The sequence below is a fragment of the Aquabacter albus genome, assembly GCF_040049275.1.
Taxonomy (GTDB): Bacteria; Pseudomonadota; Alphaproteobacteria; order Rhizobiales; family Xanthobacteraceae; genus Aquabacter.
Genome location: NZ_JBDZDT010000002.1, coordinates 628,517 through 648,177 on the forward strand (window position 1 = coordinate 628,517; position 19,661 = coordinate 648,177).

17 protein-coding genes are annotated in these 19,661 nt (G+C 67.5%); 3 read left to right on the top strand and 14 right to left on the bottom strand.

Translation table 11 applies throughout. The annotated features are described in order from the left end of the window. Positions 1–93: 93 nt before the first annotated feature. The gene (locus ABLE91_RS06075; RefSeq protein ID WP_348929370.1) at positions 94–2,067 is read right to left on the bottom strand and encodes a methylmalonyl-CoA mutase family protein; all 1,974 of its coding nucleotides are present in this window, start codon (positions 2,065–2,067) and stop codon (positions 94–96) included. Positions 2,068–2,296: 229 nt separating this feature from the next. On the opposite strand from ABLE91_RS06075, the gene ccrA reads away from it, so the two are divergent. Then, complete coding sequence (gene ccrA, locus ABLE91_RS06080) at positions 2,297–3,583, top strand: crotonyl-CoA carboxylase/reductase (RefSeq protein ID WP_348929372.1); 1,287 nt, start codon at positions 2,297–2,299, stop codon at positions 3,581–3,583. Between the two features lie 187 nt (positions 3,584–3,770). Here the strand turns inward: ccrA and ABLE91_RS06085 are convergent, their stop codons facing one another. After that, complete coding sequence (locus ABLE91_RS06085) at positions 3,771–4,841, bottom strand: GGDEF domain-containing protein (protein WP_348929374.1); 1,071 nt, start codon at positions 4,839–4,841, stop codon at positions 3,771–3,773. A 130-nt stretch (positions 4,842–4,971) separates the two neighbouring features. Between ABLE91_RS06085 and ABLE91_RS06090 the strand changes: the two genes are divergently transcribed. Further along, the gene (locus ABLE91_RS06090) at positions 4,972–6,216 is read left to right on the top strand and encodes a TIGR03862 family flavoprotein (protein ID WP_348929375.1); all 1,245 of its coding nucleotides are present in this window, start codon (positions 4,972–4,974) and stop codon (positions 6,214–6,216) included. Positions 6,217–6,316: 100 nt separating this feature from the next. After that, positions 6,317–6,640, top strand: coding sequence for a hypothetical protein (locus tag ABLE91_RS06095; protein ID WP_348929377.1), 324 nt, complete (start codon positions 6,317–6,319; stop codon positions 6,638–6,640). Positions 6,641–6,685: 45 nt separating this feature from the next. Here ABLE91_RS06095 and ABLE91_RS06100 read toward each other — a convergent pair whose 3' ends face one another. From ABLE91_RS06100 to ABLE91_RS06155, 12 genes are all read right to left on the bottom strand, one after another. Further along, positions 6,686–7,252, bottom strand: coding sequence for a DUF924 family protein (locus ABLE91_RS06100; RefSeq protein ID WP_348929378.1), 567 nt, complete (start codon positions 7,250–7,252; stop codon positions 6,686–6,688). Beyond that, complete coding sequence (locus tag ABLE91_RS06105; protein WP_510181912.1) at positions 7,249–8,382, bottom strand: CobW family GTP-binding protein; 1,134 nt, start codon at positions 8,380–8,382, stop codon at positions 7,249–7,251. The genes ABLE91_RS06100 and ABLE91_RS06105 overlap by 4 nt, the downstream gene beginning before the upstream one ends. Before the next feature lie 49 nt (positions 8,383–8,431). Continuing rightward, positions 8,432–9,826, bottom strand: coding sequence for a D-alanyl-D-alanine carboxypeptidase family protein (locus tag ABLE91_RS06110; RefSeq protein ID WP_348929383.1), 1,395 nt, complete (start codon positions 9,824–9,826; stop codon positions 8,432–8,434). 355 nt (positions 9,827–10,181) lie between these two features. Next, positions 10,182–11,966 (bottom strand): glucan ABC transporter ATP-binding protein/ permease, encoded by a 1,785-nt coding sequence (locus ABLE91_RS06115; protein ID WP_348929611.1) that lies wholly within the window; start codon positions 11,964–11,966, stop codon positions 10,182–10,184. 8 nt (positions 11,967–11,974) lie between these two features. Further along, a complete protein-coding gene (gene lhgD, locus ABLE91_RS06120; protein ID WP_348929385.1) occupies positions 11,975–13,159 on the bottom strand; it encodes an L-2-hydroxyglutarate dehydrogenase in 1,185 nt (394 codons plus the stop codon). A 299-nt stretch (positions 13,160–13,458) separates the two neighbouring features. After that, positions 13,459–15,885, bottom strand: coding sequence for a DNA topoisomerase (ATP-hydrolyzing) subunit B (gene gyrB / locus ABLE91_RS06125; RefSeq protein ID WP_348929388.1), 2,427 nt, complete (start codon positions 15,883–15,885; stop codon positions 13,459–13,461). Between the two features lie 53 nt (positions 15,886–15,938). Further along, positions 15,939–16,556, bottom strand: a complete 618-nt coding sequence (locus ABLE91_RS06130; RefSeq protein WP_348929390.1) for a LysE family translocator — start codon at positions 16,554–16,556, stop codon at positions 15,939–15,941. A gap of 168 nt (positions 16,557–16,724) precedes the next feature. After that, complete coding sequence (locus ABLE91_RS06135; protein ID WP_348929392.1) at positions 16,725–17,264, bottom strand: arsenate reductase ArsC; 540 nt, start codon at positions 17,262–17,264, stop codon at positions 16,725–16,727. 90 nt (positions 17,265–17,354) lie between these two features. Next, positions 17,355–17,777 (bottom strand): arsenate reductase (glutaredoxin), encoded by a 423-nt coding sequence (gene arsC, locus ABLE91_RS06140; protein WP_348929395.1) that lies wholly within the window; start codon positions 17,775–17,777, stop codon positions 17,355–17,357. Then, on the bottom strand, positions 17,774–18,475 hold the full coding sequence (locus ABLE91_RS06145) for an aquaporin (protein ID WP_348929398.1): 702 nt from the start codon (positions 18,473–18,475) through the stop codon (positions 17,774–17,776). The genes arsC and ABLE91_RS06145 overlap by 4 nt, the downstream gene beginning before the upstream one ends. Continuing rightward, entirely contained in the window at positions 18,472–18,825 is a 354-nt protein-coding gene (locus tag ABLE91_RS06150; protein WP_348929400.1) for an ArsR/SmtB family transcription factor, read from the bottom strand. Before ABLE91_RS06150 ends, ABLE91_RS06145 begins: the two co-directional genes overlap by 4 nt. A 91-nt stretch (positions 18,826–18,916) precedes the next feature. After that, positions 18,917–19,561: a L,D-transpeptidase gene (locus ABLE91_RS06155; protein ID WP_348929403.1), complete on the bottom strand. Its 645-nt coding sequence runs from the start codon at positions 19,559–19,561 to the stop codon at positions 18,917–18,919. Positions 19,562–19,661 lie beyond the last annotated feature (100 nt).

The window sequence follows — 19,661 nt, forward strand, 5'->3', positions numbered from 1 at the left end:
GGCGTCGCCTGGTGCTTCACCTGAAGGGGCTGTTCTCCCGGAGAGACCCCCTCACCCCAACCCCTCTCCCGCGAGGGGAGAGGGGCTTTGCCCTCACGCTGCCTTCTGCGCCTCGCGGTCCACAATGGACACGATGTCCGCCATGATGCGGTTCAATTCGAAATTCTTCGGCGTATAGACCGCCGCCACGCCGAAGCCCTTCAGCTGGGCCTCGTCCTCCGGCGGGATGATGCCGCCCACCACGACGGGCACATCGCTCAATCCCTCCGCCCGCAGCCGGTCCATCACGTCCTTCACCAGCGGCACGTGGGAGCCGGAGAGGATGGAGAGGCCGATGACGTGGACGCTCTCCTCCAGAGCCGCATTGACGATCTCGGCGGGGGTCAAGCGGATGCCCTCATAAACCACCTCCATGCCCGCATCGCGGGCGCGCACGGCGATCTGCTCGGCGCCGTTGGAATGGCCGTCGAGGCCCGGCTTGCCCACCAGGAACTTGATGCGCCGGCCGATCCGCTCGGACACCGCCTCCACGTCCTTGCGCACCTCGTCGAGCCCCTGCGTGTCCGCCCGCGCGGCGCGGCCGACGCCGGTGGGGGCGCGGTATTCGCCGAACACCTCGCGCAGGCATGTGCCCCATTCGCCGGTGGTGACACCCACCTTGGCGCAGGCGATGGAGGGCTCCATCACATTGCGCCCCTCCTGGGCGGCGGCGCGCAGCTCGCTGAGGGCCTTTTCCACTGCCGCCGCATCGCGCGCCGTGCGCCAGGCGACCAGACGGGCGATCTGCTCGGGCTCCACATGGCCGGGCACGGTGAGGATGGAGCCTTCGCCCGTCGTGAGGGGGGAGGGCTCGGTGTCGGTCCAGCGGTTGACGCCCACCACCACCTGATCGCCGCGCTCGATGGCTTCCAGGCGACGGGTGTTGGATTCCACCAGCGCCTGCTTCATGTAGCTGTTCTCGATGGCCGCCACGGCCCCGCCCATATTGCCGATGCGCTCCAGCTCGGCGCGGGCTTCTTCCTTCAGCTCCTCCACCTTGCGGTCGATCTCGGTGGAGCCGTCGAAGATGTCGCCATAGTCGAGGAGGTCGGTCTCATAGGCCACCACCTGCTGCATGCGCAGCGACCATTGCTGGTCGAACGAACGCGGCAGGCCCAGCGCCTCGTTCCAGGCGGGAAGCTGCACCGCACGGGCGCGGGCCTTCTTGGAGAGGGTCACCGCCAGCATCTCGATGAGGATGCGGTAGACATTGTTCTCCGGCTGCTGCTCGGTGAGGCCCAGAGAGTTCACCTGCACGCCGTAGCGGAACAGCTTCTGCTTGGGGTCTGTCACCCCGTAGCGGTTGACGCAGATCTCGTCCCAGAGGTCCACGAACGCGCGCATCTTGCACAGCTCGGTGATGAACTTCATGCCGGCATTCACGAAGAAGGAGATGCGCCCCACCACCTCGCCGAACACCGCGCCTTCCGCCTCGCCGGATGCCTTCACCGTGTCGAGGATGGCGATGGCGTTGGCGAGCGCGAAGGCCAGCTCCTGCACCGGCGTCGCTCCTGCCTCCTGCAGGTGGTAGGAGCACACGTTCATGGGGTTCCAGCGCGGCAGGTTCTTCGTGGTGAAGAGGATCACGTCCTTGGTGAGCCGCATGGAAGGCGCGGGCGGGAACACGTAAGTCCCGCGCGAGAGATATTCCTTGATGATGTCGTTCTGGGTGGTGCCGTTGAGCTTCGAGCGGTCCGCGCCCTGCTCGTCTGCCACCGCGATATAGAGCGCCAGCAGCCAGGGGGCGCAGGCATTGATGGTCATGGACGTGTTCATCTCGGCCAGCGGGATGCCGTCGAACAGGGTCCGCATGTCGCCGAGATGGGAGATGGGCACGCCCACCTTGCCCACCTCGCCCCGCGCCAGGGGATGGTCGCTGTCATAGCCGGTCTGGGTGGGCAGATCGAAGGCGACCGAGAGGCCGGTCTGGCCCTTGGCGAGATTGCTGCGATAGAGCTTGTTGGACTCCGCGGCCGTGGAATGGCCGGCATAGGTGCGGAACAGCCAAGGTTTGTCGCGGCTCGCCATCGTCACGTCCCCGTCATGCGGCCCTATTTCGCCTAGTGTGCGCTGCAACCGCGTCGTCGTCGACGGGAAAATTCCGCCCGCAGCCGCAGTGTCTTCAAGAAGAAGATCAGGCCCCCTTAGATTCCCTCGACTGCACATAAAGAGGGGGCTCGCCAGACGGTTTTTCTCTGCTACGCTGCGATGCGAAACAACGGCCATAAGGCCCACAGAGGAAGGAAGGAAAGACGCTATGAGCCAGACAGCGATGGCGAGCGCGCCCGCCGGCTCTGAGCTGAAGGATCTCTACGAGCTCGGTGAGATCCCGCCCTTGGGCCATGTTCCCGCAAAGATGTATGCCTGGGCGATCCGTCGCGACCGGCACGGGCCGCCCGAGGAGTCCTTCCAGGTCGAAGTCGTGCCCACATGGGAGCTGGGCGAGACCGACGTGCTGGTCCTCGTGATGGCCGCCGGCGTCAATTATAACGGCATCTGGGCCGGGCTCGGACAGCCGATCTCTCCCTTCGACGTGCACAAGGCGCCGTTCCACGTGGCGGGCTCCGATGCCTCGGGCATCGTCTGGGCGGTCGGGCCCAAGGTCACCCGCTGGAAAGTGGGCGACGAGGTGGTGGTCCACTGCAACCAGGATGATGGCGACGACGAGGAATGTAACGGCGGCGACCCCATGTTCTCCCCGTCCCAGCGCATCTGGGGCTACGAGACGCCGGACGGCTCCTTCGCCCAGTTCTGCCGCGTGCAGGCGCGCCAGCTCATGCCGCGGCCCAGGCACCTCACCTGGGAGGAGGCGGCCTGCTACACGCTCACCCTCGCCACCGCCTACCGCATGCTGTTCGGCCATCCGCCGCATGACGTGAAGCCCGGCAACTATGTGCTGGTGTGGGGCGCCTCGGGCGGCCTCGGCGTGTTCGGTGTGCAGCTCGCCGCCGCCTCCGGTGCGCACGTGATCGGCGTCATCTCCGACGAGACCAAGCGGGACTACGTGCTCGGTCTCGGCGCCAAGGGCGTGATCAACCGCAAGGACTATAATTGCTGGGGGCAGCTGCCCAAGGTGAACTCGCCGGAATATGTGGAGTGGACCAAGGAGGCGCGGAAGTTCGGCAAGGCCATCTGGGACATCACCGGCAAGCGCGACGTGGACATCGTATTCGAGCATCCCGGCGAGCAGACCTTCCCGGTCTCTACCCTGGTGGCCAAGCGCGGCGGCATGATCGTGTTCTGCGCCGGCACCACCGGCTTCAACCTCACCTTCGATGCCCGCTATGTCTGGATGCGCCAGAAGCGCATCCAGGGCTCCCACTTTGCGCACCTGAAGCAGGCCTCCGGCGCCAACCAGTTCATCATCGACCGGCGCGTCGACCCTTGCATGTCCGAAGTGTTCCCGTGGGACCGCATTCCCCACGCCCATACCAAGATGTGGAAGAACCAGCACGCGCCCGGCAACATGGCCGTCCTGGTGAACGCCCCCCGCGCCGGCCTGCGCACCTATGAGGACGTTCTGGAAGCCGCGAGCGGCGGCTGAGGTTCTCGAGATCAGCGGAAACGGCTGAGTTTTCCACCTCTCCCCGAGGGGGAGAGGTCGGCTGCGTAGCAGCCGGGTGAGGGGGCTCCGGCGCTTCAGGATTGGAGAGGGTGGCTCCTTCTCACCCCACCCCTCTCCCCCCGCGGGGAGAGGGGGCACGGCGCCGGCATCCCCGGGGGGCGCCTCCTCAGGCCGAGGGCTCCGCTTGCTCCAAAGCGGTGCGGTCGCGGCCCTGTTCCTTGGCCACATAAAGCGCCCGGTCCACCCGGCGCAGGGCCTCTTCGAGGCCGCCGCGGCCGTCCCAGGTGGTGATGCCCGCACTCAGCGTGACGCCGCCGCTGGTCGAAGCGGGAAGGCGCCCCACCGCCTGCCGCAGGCGGTCGGCGAGTTGGCGCGCATCCTCCAGCGACGTGTCGCTCGCCAGAACCAGGAACTCATCGCCGCCCCAGCGGCCGAGCACGTCCGAGCTGCGCAGGCCCTGGCTGACGCTCTCCACCACCGCCTGGAGCACCCGGTCGCCGAACAGGTGGCCGTGCAAATCGTTGACGCCCTTGAAATTGTCCATGTCCAGCAGGATCAGTGCCATGGGATGGATGGGCCGTTCCGCATGGCGCATGAGGATGCGCTCCAGCCCGCGCCGGTTAGCGACGCCGGTGAGCGAGTCCGAGAAGGCGGCGCTCTCCAGCACCTGCGCCTCGTCCCGCATGCGCTCGAACGCCTGGTTGGTAAGGACGAACAACGAGAGGGCGATCAGCGTCAGGAGGTGGACCACGTAGGAATTCACGATCAGCGAGCCGTAGATCATGTCCCAGGTGGCCGTCTCGCCCGTGGCCAGCACCCACACCAAAGCGGCGATGGAAAGGGCGAAGACGATGGCCGCGGCGGCGATGGCCTCCCACCTGCGGAAGAAGATGTAGGCCGTGACATACATCAGCGGCATCCACTGCAGCGTATTGGCGATGGTGTAGATGCGCGTGGAAGGGTCGAGCGTGCCGAAGGAGAACACCGCCGCGATGCAGTAGCTGGCAAAGCCGAGATAGGCCAGCCATTCCGCCAGCCTCTGCCATCGCGGCACCACGAAAAGGAGCGCGAAGCTCACACAGAACACGGTCACGAGGTATGGGTAGCCGTAGCGGTCATAGTCCGAAATCAGCCCGGTCGAGGCTTCGAACGTCCACAGGCTGATCGCGACGACGATGCCAATGCCGATCAGTAGCCGGACGATCAGCGCCCGGTGCGCCGCGAGTTTCTTTTCCATCCACCGGCCCCTTACCCCCGAGCCTCAAGTTGCATGGCAGAAATCACCGCAAGCGTCCATACGCGCCGCGGCAGGTCCGCTCTGCGCCGGTGCATGGACAGGAGCGCGGATCGCGGGCAAAAGCCTCGCCATGGCTTCCTCCTCCGTCTGCGTGATCGGCGCCGGCCCCGCCGGCCTCATGGCCGCCAGCCGCCTTGCCGAAGCGGGCCTCGTCGTGACGGTGTTCGAGCGCATGCCGTCCCCCGCCCGCAAATTCCTGATGGCCGGGCGCGGCGGGCTCAACCTCACCCATAGCGAGCCGCTGGATCAGTTCCTGGCCCGCTACCAGCCGGCCGCGCCGCTGCTGCTGGACGCGGTGCGCGCCTTCCCGCCGGAGGCGCTGCGGGCCTTCGCGGCCGGGCTCGGCGAGGCGACCTTCGTCGGCTCCAGCGGGCGGGTGTTCCCGGAGAGCTTCAAGGCGTCGCCCTTGCTGCGCTCCTGGCTGCGCCGGCTGGGCGAAAAGGGCGTCGCGCTTCGCACGCGCCATAGCTGGCTCGGCAGGTCCCCCGCCGGCGCGCTGCGCTTCGCGACACCGGACGGGGAGGTGGACGTGACCCCCGCCGCCACCGTCCTCGCTCTGGGCGGCGCCTCTTGGCCACGGCTTGGCGGCGATGGCGGCTGGGGGGAGATGCTGGCGGGGCGGGGTGTGGCGCTCGCACCTTTCGCGCCGGCCAATATGGGCGTGCAGGTGGCGTGGTCGGACACCTTCGCCGCGCGCTTTGCCGGCGCGCCGCTGAAGCGCATCACGCTGTCCTGCGGGGAGGCCGCCGTGCGCGGCGAGGCGGTGGTGACGAAGGAGGGGCTGGAAGGCGGGGCGGTCTATGCGCTCTCCGCCGCCATCCGGCAGGCCATCGCCGCGTCCGGCCATGCCGACATTCTCATCGACCTGCGGCCGGACCTCACCGAGGCGCAGCTTGCCGCGAAGCTGAAGGCCGTGCCGGCCAAACAGTCCTCATCGAGCCGCCTGCGCAAGGGGGCATCGCTCTCGCCCGCCGCCGCCGGCCTGCTGCGGGAGGGTGGCTCTCTTCCTTCCGATGCCGCCGCCATCGCCAAGCGCATCAAGGCGGTGCCGCTCCGCATTATGGAGACCGCCGGGCTGGAGCGGGCCATTTCCAGCGCGGGTGGCATCGTTTGGGATGCGCTGGACGAGCGCTTCATGCTGCGTGCCATGCCGGGCGTGTTCGCCTGCGGCGAGATGCTGGACTGGGAGGCGCCCACCGGCGGCTATCTGCTCCAGGCCTGCTTCGCCACCGGGCGCGCCGCGGCGGAGGGCGTGCTGAAACATCTCTCGGAGCCGGGATCACCCCACGCCATGCCTGTTACGGCTGGGTCTTAGAATTGGCGTATCTTCTTTAAGATGGATTGAGTGTGTCCCGCCCCGGGATCGTCTTCACGCATTTCAGATTTATCATTCTCTGAAGCTTGAGGAGATTTATATGCAGATCAACATTCTGGATATCATCATATTCTTGACGACGATCGCAGGTGGGATGCTGGGGACCTATATCGCAGGCGCTTCAGCCTGGAAGGGCGGGGTTATTGCGGGGCTTGCTCTGATCATTAGCGTAGCGATTGTGGAAGTCGCAAACCTGGAGCAGCCCATTGTTGAAAGCCTGATCTATCTTGTGGCGGTCGGGCTTGTGGGCGGCCGCTTTGCGATGAAGCTGACGACGCGCCAACTGATATCCGTCGTCCTTGGAAGCTTTCTTGTGCCGTTGGTCGCGGCGCTGGTCGCAATCTACGCATTCGGCCTCAGCTAGGGCCCCGAGATCGCGGACGATCTCAGCCCGCAGGCAATTGCCGCTTTATCCCGAGAAGCCGCCGTCCGACAGATATTGCTGTTCCTCCGGCTTCATATCCCGCCCCAGGATGGGGTTGCGGTGGGGGAAGCGGCCGAAGCGGGCGATGATGTCGTGATGGATGTGGGCATATTTCAGCTCCTCCTCGTCGCCGAGCTGCTCATAGAGGGCAACACAGCGCTCCTGGTGCGCCAGGTCCTCCGCATGCGTGAAGGGCAGATAGAGGAAGCTGCGGAGCTGTTTGTTCTCCACCAGCTGGTCGAAGCCGCGCGCCAGGGCCCGCTCCGTCACCTGGAGCGCCGCAGCGTCCGTGGTAAAGGCGCGGGGGGTGCCGCGGAACACGTTGCGCGGCACCTGATCCAGCAGAAGGACGAGGGCGAGGGCGCCTTCCGGCGTGGCTTCGTAATCGGGCAGCGGGGTTGCCCCCGCGCCGCGCCGCACCGCGTCTTCGTAGGCGGGAAGAAGGCGCGCGCGCACCTCTTCATCAAAGGCCGGATCGGACGTGAACCAGCGCTCATATCCGGCCGCCAGCCAGAAGGCGACGATGTCTGAGGGGGAGGGCAGGGCGCTCATCGGGCGGACCTCATTCCGGCTGGGGCGAGCGGGTTGTCGGTGAGGGCGTCACGGTCCGGCGTGTCGATCTGCGGCACGCCGAGGAAGGCCGCGAACAGGCGGCGCACCACGGCCGGGTCGAGGTCGCGCACGATGAAGACGAGCCGCGTGCGCTCATCATCGTCGGGCCATTCGGCGAGCCGGGCCGGCGGGTGCATCACGTGCTGCACGCCGTGCAGCACCAGAGGGGAAGCGGGATCGTCCGCCAGCTTCACGATGCCCTTCATGCGCAGCAGGTTCGCGCCATAGGTGGCGCGCAGCAGCTCCAGGAACATGTCGAGGGTGGAGGCGGAGACGGCGGCATCGGTGGCGATGGTGAAGGCCTGGATGCGGTCGTCGTGCCGGTTCGGGTCGTGCCCGCCATGGGTCTCGGCGGCAGCGACCCGCTCCTCGGCGAGCCAGCGGGCCACGTCCGGGATCTTGCGGGAGGGATCGTAGAGGCCGGCCTTCAGCAGCGCCTCGGCGGTGGCCTCGCCTATAGCCGCATCCAGCACCGGGGCAGCCGGTGCGAGCCGCTTCAGGCGCGCTTTGAGATGGGCCAGCGCCTCCGGCGCGTCGCCCATGAGGTCGGCCTTGGTGAGGACGATACGGTCCGCCACCGCCGCCTGCTTCACCGCCTCTTCCTGGGCGTCGAGGGTGGCGTCCCCGTTCACCGCGTCCACCACCGTCACCACGCCGTCGAGGCGATAGCGCAGGACGAGATAAGGGTGGCTCATGAGGGTGAAGAGGATGGGCGCGGGATCCGCGAGGCCCGTGGTCTCCACGATCACCCGGTTGAACGGCGGCAGGCGGTTATTGTCGCGCCCGCGCAGCAGATCCTCCAGCGCCGCCACGAGATCGCCGCGCACGGTGCAGCACAGGCAGCCGCTGGCCAGCAGCACGACGCCGTCCTTCACCTCGCGCACGAACAGATGGTCGAGGCCGATCTCGCCGAACTCGTTGATGAGCACGGCAGTGTCGGCCAGCGCCGGGTCTCCCAGCAGCCGGTTGAGGAGCGTGGTCTTGCCGGCGCCGAGGAAGCCCGTGAGCACGGTCACCGGGATAGGCTCGGGCGGCCCCGGACGCTTCGCGGCGGGCGGGGCGGCAGAGATGTCGGTCACGAGGTCGCCTTAGGTTCAGTAAGACCTAGGGGCGTCCCGGTCAGGTGCCGGGACGGGTGGTGGGCGGCGGGCCGAAGGTCAGGGGCTCGCCGCCGTCGTCCGCATCCGGGGCTTTCGGCTTGGGCTTCGCCGCCGGAGCGGCATTTGCCGCCTTGTCGCCGCTGGTCGGCTTGGCTGTCGCGGGCTTGGCCGCAGGCTTGGAAGCGGCAGGCTTCGCGTCGGCCTTGGCATCGGGCTTCGCCGCAGCCTTGGACCCATCCTTGGGCGCATCGGCGGCGTTGGGCGTGATCACCGCGGTCTTCTGCTTGCTCTTCTTGTCGCCGTCGGTCTTCGCCGCCGTAGCGGGCGGGGCCGGCTTTGCGGCCTGCAAGGCGTCGTCCTGCTGGGCGGGCGCGGCGCCGGCGGGGCCGACGAACACGCGGATGGGCGGCATGGAGGGCGGCAGGTTCTGCAGCAAAGCCGCGCCCTCGCCCTTGCTGAAGCCCGCCGCCACCGCTGCGGAGACCGCGTAGGAGGCGGCGCCCTCGCCCTGATTGTAGAGGTTCTCGTCCTCGTTTTCCGCCGCCGCCACCGCGCGCTTGCGGTTGCAGACGTTCATGTCGGTGGCCGGGCCGCCCGAATTGGCAATGGCCTCCAGCGTCGGAGAGGAGGCGCCGAAAATGGACCAGGAGGGCTGGAAGCCCTTCTCGAACAACAGCGCCGCCTGCTCCGTGCGGGCGACCGCCGAGGGCGCGCCGAGGATCACCGCGATCAGCCGCTTGCCGTTGCGCGAGGCCGTGGCCACGAGATTGAAGCCGGAGGCGCAGATGAAGCCAGTCTTCATGCCGTCCGCGCCGGGATAGCGGTCGATCAGGCGGTTATAGTTGCGCAGCACGATCTTGCCGAGCCGGATGGCCGGGATGCGGAACAGCATCTCGTGCTCGGGGAAATCATAGATGAGATGCCGGGCGAGGACTGCGAGGTCGCGGGCGGTGGTGATCTGCCCCAGGTCCGGCAGACCGTTGGGGTTTTCATAATGAGTGCCGGTCATGCCGAGGCGGGCGGCGGTGGCGTTCATCTCCTGGATGAAGTCGGCATGGGAGCCGCCCACGCCCTCGGCGATGACCACCGCCATGTCATTGGCGGACTTCACCATGAGCATCTTCAGGGCGTTGTCGAGCGTCACCTTGGTGCCGACGCCGAACCCCATCTTGGTGGGCGACTGGGATGCCGCCAAAGGCGAGACCGTGAGCAGGGTGTCCGGCGTGAGCCGGCCTTCCTTGATGGCATTGAGCGCCACATAGACGGTCATGAGCTTGGTGACCGAAGCCGGATACCAGGTCTTTCCGGCCTCCTGCTGCTCCAGCACCTTGCCGCTCTCGGCATCGACCAGGAGGACAGGCGTGGCACGGGCGGCGCCGCCGAGCATGCCCAGCGTGAGGGCCACAAGGGCCATTCGGTGCAATGCGCTCTTCGCGCGCAGACTGGTCAAGCCCGGCAAAGCTCGCTCCGTAGCAGGAAAATACCCCAGCCTGTTCTTTAGCCTTTTTCGCAGGCGCGGAAAAGCCGAAACGGCTTCAAGGATCCTTCCTCCCCAGCAGAGCCTTGGCCGGCCTTGCGTGACGCAGGGGCGTATCGACATTCGAAATGGAGAACGACCTTCGCTTCCGCCGTGCCGGGCTTGGCCCGGGCATCCACGTCTTTCCCTTAGTCTGTATCCGGCGAAGCCCCCATGGATGGCCGGGGCAAGCCCGGCCATGACGGTAGTTATTTAAGGCGATGCCGAGCTTGAGCGCCGGTATAGCCCAAGGTCAGGTCTCCACGATCGGCCTTGGCGGGCGGGGCGCTTCCACTAGGAATTGCGCCCGTGCAAGGGCCGCGAAACGGCCGCCCAGGGCCACCAATTCCTCGAACGAGCCTTCTTCCGCCACCCGCCCGCGCTCGAACACCAGGATGCGGTCGGCCCCCCTCACGGTGGCGAGCCGGTGGGCGATGACGAAGGTGGTGCGGCCCTTCATCACCTCGTCCAGCGCCGCCTGCACCTTCGCCTCGGTGGCGGCGTCCAGCGCGCTTGTGGCCTCGTCGAGGATCAATATGGGCGGGTCCTTCAGCAGCGCGCGGGCGATGGCGAGGCGCTGGCGCTCGCCGCCGGAGAGCGCCCGGCCGCGCTCGCCCACGTTCGCCTTGAGGCCTTCGGGGCGGTTCTCCACCAGCTCCAGCGCCTGGGCGCGCTCCAGCGCGAGCCGCATCTCCGCCTCGGTCGCGTCCGGTTTGCCCACCCGCAGATTGTCCTCGATGGAGCGGTTGAACAGCAGCGCCTCCTGGAACACCACGCCGATCTGCCGGCGCAAGGAGGAGAGGGTGGCGTCGCGGATGTCCATGCCGTCCACGGTGATGCGGCCGGACTGCGGGTCGAACACCCGGTGCAGCAGCGCAAGCGCCGTGGACTTGCCGGCGCCCGTGGAGCCCACCAGCGCCAGCGTCTGCCCCGGCGCCGCGCGGAAGGTGACGTCGGCGAGGGCGGAGCGCTTGCCGTCATAGGAAAAGGAAACGTCCTCGAAGGCCACGTCGCCCTTCACCGGGCCGAGGTCCTTCGCGCCGGGCCGGTCGCGCACCTGGCCTTCCGTGTCCATCACCTCGAAGAATTCCGCGAGCGTCGGCGCGCTGAGGACCAGGCGGTTGACGAAGCCCACCGTGTGGTCGAGCCGGCCGATGAGCATGGTGGCGAAGCCCACATAGGTGACGATCTCGCCGATATCCGCGAGGCCGTGCAAGTGCAGCCACGTGCCGATGATGAGGATGACGAGGATGGTCAGCGTGGTGGCGGCCTTGGTGGCCATGGAGACGAGGGCCCACCAGGAGAGCACGGGGATCTGCGCCGCCAGCAGCTGGGTGGCGGTGTTGCGCAGGTCGCTCACCTCCGTCTCGATGCGGGTGTAGCTCTGGATCAGCGCCACGTTGCCCAGCGCGTCCGTGGCGTGCTCGGCGAGACTGGAGCGGTGGCTCTCCACGGCCTGCTGCATGGCCTCGGTGCGGCGGAGCACATAGGCGGTGATGATGGCGAAGGCGAACACCAGCACGATCAGCACCAGGCCGAGCCGCCAGTTGATCCAGATGCCCACCGGCACCAGCACCACGAGCGCGACGATGGCCGCGCAATCCTCGCGGAAGAAGGAGAGCCACAGGCCCCAGAGCGCGTCCGTGCCCTGGAGCATGATCTTCAGCAGCCGCCCAGAATGGGTCTCGCCATGGAAGGAGAGGGGGAGCTGGAGGACGTGCTCGAAATATTCCGTGAGCACGCCCAGCCGGCGGCGATGGGCGAGCCGGTCCGCATGCAGCGAGACGGTGACGCCGGCCAGGATGGAGAACAGGCCGAAGGCGGCCCAGACCCCCAGGAGCGGGGCGAGCTGGTCAAAGGACGGCGTCGTGCCTTGCCCCTGCGCCCCGGCGAGCGCATTGACGATGCGGCCGAACAAGATGGGCTCGGCGAACTGGGCCAGCGCCAGAGCAAGGTTGCCCAGTGCAAGGAAGGCGCCGAGCCGCGCCTGCGGCCCCAGCAGCTCCAGGGCTCGTCCGTAGATCCGCAGCAGGCGCATCATGGCGGTCAGACCACTTTGTCGGCGATCATGGCGCCGATGGGGATGGCCGAGGTGGCGGCGGGGGAGGGGGCGTTGCAGACATGCAGCATGCGCGGCGTCTCCAGGAACAGGAAATCATGGACCAGCGTGCCGTCCGAGAGCACGGCCTGCGCCCGGATGCCGGCCTCGCAGGGGCCGAGATCGTCCAGCGCCAGCTCGGGGCAGTATTTGCGGCACTCGGCGAGATAGCCAGAGGTGAGGAGGGAGTTGCGCAGCTCCTTCACGGTGGCGCCGGGGTGCTGGAGCAAGGTGCGCCAGAAGCCGGGGAAGGAGAGGGTGGAGGCCATGTCGGCGGGGTTGAGCGAGAGCTTGGGATAGCCCTCCCGCGCCATGCCGAGCACCGCATTGGGGCCGACGGTAACCGAGCCATCGATCATGCGGGTGAGGTGGATGCCGAGGAAGGGCAGCCCCGGGTCCGGTACCGGGTAGATCAGGGTCTTCACCACATCGTTGAGGCGCGGCGGCAGGCGGAAATATTCGCCCCGGAACGGGATGATGCGGTGGTTGATCTTCAGCCCCGCCATCTGCGCCAGCCGGTCCGACTGGAGCCCGGCACAGGCGATGAGCTTGCGGCCGCGATAGGCGGTGGCGCCCGCCACCACTTCCACCGCCTCGGGGCCTTCCTTGATGGCGGTGACCTTGGTGCCGAGATGGATCACCCCGCCGGCCGCCTGCACCTCGCGCCCCATGGCCGCGCAGACGCGGCGATAATCGACGATGCCGGTAGAGGGCGCGAACAGAGCGGCGATGCCGGCGATGCGCGGCTCCCGGCGCTTCAGCTCGGCAGCGTCCAGGCGCTCCAGGGGCACGCTGTTCGCGCGCGCCCGCTCATAGAGCGCATCCATGCGGGTGCGCTCCGCATCGCTGGTGGCGACGATGGTCTTGCCGCACACCTCGAAGGGGATCTCGTGGGCGGCGCAGAAGGCCTTGGTGGCCTCCGCCCCGCGCCGGCACAGCTCCGCCTTGAAGCTGCCGGGGGCGTAATAGATGCCCGCATGGATGACGCCGCTATTGTGGCCTGTCTGGTGCCGGGCGAGCGTGTCTTCCTTTTCCAGCAGCAGGATGCCGGCGCCGGGGCGGCGCTCGCTGAGCTGCATGGCCGTGGCGAGCCCGACGATCCCTCCGCCGATGACGATGAAATCATAGAGCATAGGCGGCTCCGGCGCGGGCTCAGGACGGCATCACGTGCGCGAACATACCATCAGGATATCCGTCATGGCCGGGCTTGTCCCAGGCCCTTCTCGACGCACACCGTCGCCCCTCCCCGACGAGAACTGCCGCAAGATTCCCTCTCCCGCTTGCGGGGGAGGGTTAGGGAGGGGGAAAGGCGCTTGCCGCAGATTCGGATGCGTCGCTATGCTTGAGGTGCCCCCTCCCCAGCCCTCCCCCGCAAGCGGGAGAGGGAGACCAATCGGGGAGAAGGAACGTGCATTCCCGAGCGGCGACCCGCTCAGACGTCTACGCTGGCCTTCAGCGCATTCTCCTGGATGAACTCGCGGCGGGGTTCCACCACGTCGCCCATCAGGCGGTTGAACAGGTCGTCGGCCGCGTCCAGCTCCTTCACCCGCACCTGGAGCAGCGAGCGGGCGTTCACGTCGAGCGTGGTCTCCCACAGCTGGCTGGGGTTCATCTCGCCGAGGCCTTTGTAGCGTTGGAGGCTGAAGCCCTTGCGGCCGGCATCGGTGACGGCGTCGAACAGGTCCACCGCGCCGAACAGATGCGTCTCATCGCTCTTGCGGCGCAGCTTCGCGCCGCCGTCGAACACGCCGTCCAGCTCGGTCGCTAGCGTATCGAGGCGCTTGGCCTCGGGGGACGCGAGGAAGGCCGCGTCGAGCAGGCTCGTCTCCAAGACGCCGCGCACGGTGCGCGAGAAGCGCATGCCGAGCTCATCCGCGGTGCCGACCCAGCCGCGCTCGGTCTCCTCCGCCAGCGTGTCGAGCCGCGCGGCGACGCGCTGGGCGGCTGCGCCGGCGTCATCGAGCTCGTGCAGAATGCCCGGCTTCAGCGCCCCGGCGAGGGCCGCCTGTTCCGCCACCGCCTTGTTGTAGCGGGGATGCAGGCCGTTCAGCGCGCCGCGCATCTGGCGGCTCACCTCCACCACGGCGGCGAGGTCCGCGCTGGTGCGCACTTCGCCTGAGGCGAGGTAGAGGCCGGCATCGTCGAGGCCGGCGGTGATGAGGTAGTCCTCTAGCGCCCCCTCATTCTTGAGGTAGCTCTCGGACTTGCCGCGCATGACTTTGTAGAGCGGCGGCTGGGCGATGTAGAGGTGCCCGTGCTCCACGATCTCCGGCATCTGCCGGAAGAAGAAGGTGAGCAACAAAGTGCGGATGTGGGAGCCGTCCACGTCCGCGTCGGTCATGATGATGATCTTGTGGTAGCGCAGCTTCGAAATGTCGAAGTCGTCGCGGCCGATCCCGGTGCCGAGCGCGATGATGAGCGTGCCGATCTGCTCGGACGACAGCATCTTGTCGAACCGCGCCCGCTCCACGTTCAGGATCTTGCCGCGCAGCGGCAGCACGGCCTGGAAGGCGCGGTCGCGGCCCTGCTTGGCGGAGCCGCCGGCCGAATCGCCCTCGACGATGAACAGTTCGGACTTGGCGGGGTCGCGCTCCTGGCAGTCGGCGAGCTTGCCGGGCAGGGAGGCCACATCCAGCGGGTTCTTGCGGCGGGTGAGGTCGCGGGCGCGGCGCGCGGCCTCGCGGGCGGCAGCGGCCTCGGCCACCTTGCCCACCACCGCTTTGGCTTCGGTGGGGTTCTCTTCAAGCCAGGTGCTCAGCGCCTCGCCGACCAGGGATTCCACCACCGGCCGAACTTCGGAGGAGACCAGCTTATCCTTAGTCTGGGAGGAGAATTTCGGATCCGGTACCTTCACGGAGAGCACGGCGGTTAGCCCCTCGCGGCAATCCTCGCCGGTGAGGGTGACCTTCTCCTTCTTGGTCACGCCCGAGCTTTCCGCATAGCTCATCACCTGCCGGGTGAGAGCGGCGGCAAAGCCCGTGAAATGGGTGCCGCGGTCGCGCTGGGGGATGTTGTTGGTGAAGCAGAGCACGTTCTCGTGGTAGCCGTCGTTCCACGAGAGAGCGGCTTCCACGGTGATGCCGTCGCGCTCGGCGCGGATCACCACGGGCTTGGTGAGGAGCGCCTGCTTGGAGCGGTCGAGATAGCGCACGAACGCCTCGATGCCGCCTTCGTACATCAGGTCCTCGACCTTGGGCTCGCCGGCCCGCGCGTCGGTCAGGATGATGTGCACGCCGGAATTGAGGAAGGCCAGCTCCCGCAGCCGGTGCTCGAGGGTGGCGTAGTCGAACTGGATGTGGGTGAAGGTCTGCGGGCTCGGAACGAAGGTCACTTTGGTGCCGCGCTTGCCGGCCGGCGCATCGCCCACCACCTTGAGCGGCGCTTCCGCGTCGCCGTGGCGGAAGCGCATGAAATGCTCCTTGCCGTCCCGCCAGATGGTGAGGTCCAGGGTGGTGGAGAGCGCGTTCACCACCGAGACGCCCACCCCGTGCAGGCCGCCGGAGACCTTGTAGGAGTTCTGGTTGAACTTACCGCCCGCATGGAGCTGGGTCATGATGACCTCGGCGGCGGAGACGCCCTCCTCGGCGTGGATGTCGGTGGGGATGCCGCGGCCGTCATCGGTCACGGTCACCGAGCCGTCGGCATTGAGTGTGACGGTGACTTCCTGGGCCCAGCCGGCCAGGGCCTCGTCGATGGCGTTGTCCACCACCTCATAGACCATGTGGTGCAGGCCGGAGCCGTCGTCGGTGTCGCCGATATACATGCCCGGGCGCTTGCGCACCGCGTCGAGGCCCTTCAGGACCTGGATCGACTGGGCGCCGTAATCGTTGGGGGATGCCGCGGGCACGGGTTCGACCATGAGGTGTCTCGAATCGTTGAAAGCGTTGAACTCTTTGTACCGCAAAGACGCGGTTATTTGGTGGCGACGGTGATCGCGGCGCCGGCCATGGCCACCCCGCACGTGCGGTTCAGCCAGCGCATGGCGCGGGTTGATGCGACGAAGCCTCGCGCGCGCTCCGCGACCATCACATAGGCGGCGAAAACGAGGGTGATCACCACGGCGATGATCCCGCTCATCTCCACGAAACCCAGCACGGACAAGCGCTCGAGGTCCACCAGCGTCGGCAGCAGCGCGAGATAGAAGGCCATCGTCTTGGGGTTGCCCATGGACACCGCAAGGCCGGCGCCAAACAGCCCGAGGTTGCTGCGCTCAGAGGGGGCGGCCACTGCCAGGTCCGGCGGCTTGGGCGCCGCTGTCCACAGGCGATAGGCGAGATAGAGCAGATAGGCGGCGCCGGCGAGGCGCACGATGAAGAACAGGGAGCCCAATGCGGCCGCGAGCGCGGCAAGGCCAAGGCAGGCCGCCGCGAGCCACAGAATGTCGCCGAGGGCCAAGGCGGCGATGAAGGCGGGGGCTCCACCGCGCCCGCGCGCCAGGGTCCGCGCAACGATCGCCACCACGGCGGGGCCCGGCGAAATCGCAGCCAGAGTCAGGATGCCCGCGAAGAAGGCGAGGGTGCCGAAATCCATCCCTCACGTGTGCGCGCATGCGCGTGCAGGGTCAACCCCTGAGCCGAATACGGGATCAGGAGAGCACTCCCTTCACACGGGAGGGGTTTCGGGCCAGTGCGGGAGAACAGATCAACCGTCATGCCCGGACCGAGCCCGGACATGACGACAGTGCAGGGCGGCGTGCCTTCAGCCGACCTTAGCGCGGAGCTGGGTCGCGCCTTCCAGGCGGCCGATCTCCTGGAGGTGGCTGTGAAGCGAAATGTGGTCGAGCTTCTCAAGCGGCAGGGCCGCGAAGGCCAGGAGGCGGTTCTTGAGGTACTTGAAGGTGGTCTCGAAGGCGCGTCCCTTGTCCATGGGGGAGCCCTCGACCACGCATGGGTCCTCGATGCCCCAATGGGCGGTGACGGGCTCGTCCGCCCAGTCGGGAAGCGGCTCGCCGGCCGCCTCGTCGCAGAGCGTGAAGATGAAATCCAATTCCGGTGTGCCGGGGCCGATGAATTCCGAGACGTTCTTCGAGCGCAGCCCGGCGATGGGATACCCCTCCGCCGACAGCGTCTCGAGGGCGACGGGGTTGACCGCGCCAGTGGGGTTCGTCCCGGCCGAATAAGCACGGAAAAGGCCACGGCCGTCCTGGTTCAGGATGGCTTCGGCCATCAGCGAACGCCCTGCATTGTGATTGCAGAGGAACAGCACGTTGTACGGCTCGATGTCCTGGGATTCGGTCACTGGCCCCTCCAAAGTACCGGCCCGAAGGCCGTTTGGGAGACACTTCCCACAGGGTACATGACCTGGATGTGACAGTCGACGACGGGCCGTTTACCGCACGCGGCGGCCGGACGCGTCGACCACGGCTTCGCCATCCTCCTTCGTGAAGGCGCCTTGTTGCGGGGCGGGAAGGATGTCGAGCACCACCTCCGAAGGGCGGCACAGGCGCACGCCCCGTTCCGTCTCGACAAACGGTCGGTTGATGAGAATCGGGTGCGCCATCATGGCGTCGAGAAGCTGGTCCTCGGTCAGATAGGGATTGTCGAGACCGAGCTCCGTATAGGGCGTCCCCTTCTCCCGCAGGGCGCCGCGCGCGGTCAGGCCGGCGGCGGCAATGAGCGCGCGCAGCCGCTCGCGGCTCGGCGGTGTCTGCAGATATTCCACCACCACGGGCTCGATGCCGGCATTGCGGATCAGGCCCAAGGTGTTCCGGGACGTGCCGCAGTCGGGGTTGTGATAGATGGTGACAGTCATGGAAGCCTCTCCAGCGGACGGCAGTTGTCGGGTTCATTGGCTGGCCGCAGGAGCCAGGCCATGGCGGGTAGCGCACAGGCGGCGCCCAGGAGCTGGGCCAGGATGAAGGCCGGCGCGTCCCAAGGCCGGATACCGGAAAAGGTGTCCGTCAGGGCGCGTGCGATCGTCACCGCCGGGTTGGCGAAAGAGGTGGATGCGGTGAACCAATAGGCCGCGCCGATATAGAGGCCCACCAGCGCGGGAACCGCAGCCGGCCTTGCCTTCAGTCCCGCCAGGATGGTGGCGAGGAGGCCGAAGGTCGCGACCCATTCGGAGAACCATTGGGCGGGCCCGGTGCGCACTCTGGCGCTGGCGGCGAGCGGCGCCAGGTCGAACATCACATGGGCGGCCAAAACGCCGGCAATGCCGCCGAGCACTTGCCCCAGGGCGTAGAGGATCGCTTCGCGCCGGGGCAGCTCGCCCTTGAGCGCGAAGGCGAGCGAAACGGCTGGGTTGAAATGGGCCCCGGAAATAGGTCCGAGCACTGTCACCAGCACCACGAGGATGGCCGCAGTGGGCAGTGTGTTCGCCAGCAGCGCCACCGCCCCATCCGGGGTGAGCCGCTCCGCCATGATGCCGGATCCGACCACCGTTGCCACCAGGATGGCGGTTCCGGCGGCCTCCGCGGCGATGCGCTGGGGCAGGGGGCTCTGGGTCATTCGGGCACCGCAGGCGCCGGGCAGCAGGGGGAAAAGTCCGCGATCAGCGGCGCGCACAGCTCGGGCGCGCCGTTGCAGCAATCCTTCAGCAGGAACAGCACCAGTGCGCGGACCCGCTCCATGCGCGCGCGGTAGATGATGGTGCGTCCGCGCCGTTCGCTGTCCACGAGGCCGGCGCGGGCCAGGATGGCGAGATGGGCGGAGAGCGTGTTGTTCGGCACGTCGAGCGCGCCAGCGATTTCACCGGCCGCGCAGCCTTCGGGCTCCGCCCTGACCAGCCGGCGGAAGACATCCAGCCGCGTGGATTGCGCGAGGGCGGAAAGCGCGAGAATGATCTCAGATGAATCCATATTTCCAGAAATATGGAAATAATAAGCTGCCGTCAATCGCGCACTGGAATGCGGTCCATGTTGATGAGAGGCCGGCGCGAAGCCGGCCGCCTCACATCACATAGACGCGGGTGCCGAGCGGGACGCGCTCGTAAAGGTCGATGATGTCCTGGTTCAGCAGGCGGATGCAGCCGGAAGACACCTGGGTGCCGATGCTCCAGGGCTCGATGGTGCCATGCAGGCGGAACATGGTGTCCCGGTCGCCGTCATACAAATAGAGCGCGCGGGGGCCGAGGGGGTTCTCCTCGCCGCCCGGCAGGCCGCTGGCATAGGGGCCGTAGCGCTGGGGCTGGAGGCGGATCATGTTCGCCGTCGGCGTCCAGGTCGGCCACTTCTCCTTGCGCTTGATGGTGGCCCAGCCGCGATAGGAATAGCCCTGCTTGCCCACGCCCACGCCGTAGCGCACGGCTTTTCCATCCTTCAGGACGAAATAGAGGAACTTGTCCTCCACATCCACGACGATGGTGCCGGGCGGGTACTTGCCGGGATAGTTCACCACCTGCCGCAGGTATTGCGGGTCGATCTCGGTGGTGTCGACGGCCTCCACCGCGAACGGCTCGCCGTTCACTGGCCCGTACATGGACAAGGACGGCGCCGGGGTGGTGCCGTCCGTCTGGCAGGCTGCGAGGAAGAGGGGAGCTCCGAAAACGAGGAGACGACGGCTGATTTCGGCAGGCTTGTGTCTGTCGCTGGCCATGGGTCCCCGATGTGTAGAGCGAATCACCTTATCCATCGGTAGCACGCACCGCAGCAGGGTGGGTTGCACCACGGCCACACCTTGGCAAAACACGAACCTT

Bases quoted from the DNA above. Each gene is read 5' to 3' on its own strand.
- ABLE91_RS06115 (WP_348929611.1), bottom strand. From the start codon at position 11,966: ATGCGCCTGCTGCGGATCTACGGACGAGCCCTGGAGCTGCTGGGGCCG.
- ccrA (WP_348929372.1), top strand. From the start codon at position 2,297: ATGAGCCAGACAGCGATGGCGAGCGCGCCCGCCGGCTCTGAGCTGAAG.
- ABLE91_RS06100 (WP_348929378.1), bottom strand. From the start codon at position 7,252: ATGAGCGCCCTGCCCTCCCCCTCAGACATCGTCGCCTTCTGGCTGGCG.
- ABLE91_RS06085 (WP_348929374.1), bottom strand. From the start codon at position 4,841: ATGGAAAAGAAACTCGCGGCGCACCGGGCGCTGATCGTCCGGCTACTG.
- arsC (WP_348929395.1), bottom strand. From the start codon at position 17,777: ATGACTGTCACCATCTATCACAACCCCGACTGCGGCACGTCCCGGAAC.
- ABLE91_RS06090 (WP_348929375.1), top strand. From the start codon at position 4,972: ATGGCTTCCTCCTCCGTCTGCGTGATCGGCGCCGGCCCCGCCGGCCTC.
- ABLE91_RS06095 (WP_348929377.1), top strand. From the start codon at position 6,317: ATGCAGATCAACATTCTGGATATCATCATATTCTTGACGACGATCGCA.
- ABLE91_RS06145 (WP_348929398.1), bottom strand. From the start codon at position 18,475: ATGACCCAGAGCCCCCTGCCCCAGCGCATCGCCGCGGAGGCCGCCGGA.
- lhgD (WP_348929385.1), bottom strand. From the start codon at position 13,159: ATGCTCTATGATTTCATCGTCATCGGCGGAGGGATCGTCGGGCTCGCC.
- ABLE91_RS06150 (WP_348929400.1), bottom strand. From the start codon at position 18,825: ATGGATTCATCTGAGATCATTCTCGCGCTTTCCGCCCTCGCGCAATCC.
- ABLE91_RS06155 (WP_348929403.1), bottom strand. From the start codon at position 19,561: ATGGCCAGCGACAGACACAAGCCTGCCGAAATCAGCCGTCGTCTCCTC.
- ABLE91_RS06110 (WP_348929383.1), bottom strand. From the start codon at position 9,826: ATGGCCCTTGTGGCCCTCACGCTGGGCATGCTCGGCGGCGCCGCCCGT.
- ABLE91_RS06130 (WP_348929390.1), bottom strand. From the start codon at position 16,556: ATGGATTTCGGCACCCTCGCCTTCTTCGCGGGCATCCTGACTCTGGCT.
- ABLE91_RS06075 (WP_348929370.1), bottom strand. From the start codon at position 2,067: ATGGCGAGCCGCGACAAACCTTGGCTGTTCCGCACCTATGCCGGCCAT.
- gyrB (WP_348929388.1), bottom strand. From the start codon at position 15,885: ATGGTCGAACCCGTGCCCGCGGCATCCCCCAACGATTACGGCGCCCAG.